This window comes from Microbacterium sp., from assembly GCF_047972865.1.
In the GTDB taxonomy this organism is placed as follows: Bacteria; Actinomycetota; Actinomycetes; order Actinomycetales; family Microbacteriaceae; genus Microbacterium.
Genome location: NZ_JBKEAY010000172.1, coordinates 1 through 1,773 on the forward strand (window position 1 = coordinate 1; position 1,773 = coordinate 1,773).

At 66.0% G+C, this 1,773-nt stretch carries 1 protein-coding gene; it reads left to right on the forward strand.

Annotated features, from left to right (window positions below; all coding sequences use genetic code 11):
• Positions 1–312: 312 nt before the first annotated feature.
• Positions 313–1,755 carry an IS66 family transposase gene (tnpC, locus tag ACK5KK_RS10520; RefSeq protein WP_416890036.1) on the forward strand — a complete coding sequence of 481 codons (1,443 nt, stop codon included), beginning with the start codon at positions 313–315 and terminating at the stop codon, positions 1,753–1,755.
• Positions 1,756–1,773: the final 18 nt, after the last annotated feature.

The window sequence follows — 1,773 nt, forward strand, 5'->3', positions numbered from 1 at the left end:
CACCTGCAATCCGGTAGAGTCAGTAAATTTCAATTAATGCTAATGGTGCTTGACTTTTTGCCCCGCTCGCGCGCAGAATCACACACGTCTCATGGCGCGCGTTCTGCTCGTATCAACTCACAACTCGGAGTTCACAATGGCTCAGGTCATTCGTTCACGGCGAGTTTGGCTTGCGCTTTCGATGATCCTTGTGGCGGTGCTCACTGGTGTAACCGTTCACAGTTCCAGATTGGTCTTGGCTGAGCGGCTGGAATCTGCGACACCTTGGCGATGGCTGGGACGCCTCCGATTCCGCCGGAACTCGCCGGGCAGATGACGCCCGCGGTGCGGGGGTTTGTCGACTCGCTCCTCGCCACCATCGCCGCCCAACAGGCCACCATCGCCGCCCAACAGGCCACCATTGCCGCTCAACAGGCGACGATTGATCGCTTGCAGCGGCGGATCGACGAACTCGAACGCCGGCTGGGAATGAACTCCGGCAACTCCTCGCGGCCCCCGTCGACCGACGGCCCCGAGCAGACGCCGGTCAAGGCCGCGAAGCCGGTCTCGGGACGCAAACGGGGTGGACAGCCGGGACATGCCAAGCACTCGCGGCGGCTGATCCCGACCGCCGAGTGCGCCGACGTCCAGCACCATCGACCGCACGCCTGTTCGGACTGCGGCGCCAGGCTCCGCGGCGACGATCCACACCCGCAACGCCATCAGGTGACAGACCTCCCGCCGATCCAGCCGATCGTCGTCGAGCATCAGGTGCATACGCTGACGTGTCATCGCTGCGGCTGCCGCTGTGCGGGAGCACTCCCCGCCACCGTCCCCCGCGGCGCGTTCGGGCCGCGGGTCGTGGCGACGGTGACGCTGCTCACCGGCCTGGGGCGGCTCAGCCAGCGGCTGATCGCCCAGACGCTGCGGGACTTGTTCCAACTCGACATCTCCGACGGCCAGATCAGCCGTCTGCAGCGGATCGGACGCACAGCCCTGCAGGCGGCCCACGAGGACATCACCGCGGACGTCCGTTCCTCCGCGGCCGTGAATGTCGACGAAACCGGCTGGCGCCAAGACGGTCGCCGAGCCTGGATGTGGACCGTTGTCGGCCGACGAGCCACGCTGCTGGCCATTCAACCCCAGCGCTCCCGTCGCGCACTGCGCGCCCTGCTCGGCGAAGCGTTCGGCGGCCTCGTCGGCAGCGATCGGTACTCGGCGTACAGCCATCTCGAAGACGAGCGACACCAGTTCTGCTGGGCGCATCTGCTGCGCGACTTTCAAGCCATGATCGACCGCGGCGGCGCGGCGGGGAAGGTCGGGACCGTGCTCAAAGCCAGCGGCCAGGAACTGATCCACCACTGGAACCGACTCCAGCGCGAGGAGATCGTGCGGGCGACATTCGAGGTTCATTACCGCCGCCTGCGGGGCGACATTCTCGACGCCCTCGAGCAGGGGACATCCTGCGGCGAGGCGAAGACCGCCGAGACCTGCCGACGACTGCTCAACGAGTGTTACAGCCTGTTCGTGTTCGTGCATCACGCGGGGGTCTCGCCGACGAACAACGCCGCCGAGCGGGCCCTGCGGAAATCAGTGATCTACCGCAAGCTGAGCTTCGGCACGGAGTCGAAGTCGGGCAGCCTCACGCTGAGCGTGATCCTGTCCGTCATCGAAACCTGCCGCCGCCTTGGCCGCGACGCCCTCAGCTACCTGCACTCCGCCGTAAAGGCCCACTTCCACCACCAGCCCACCCCCAAACTCATCCCACCACCGTGACGGGCTGTGAACGGTTAC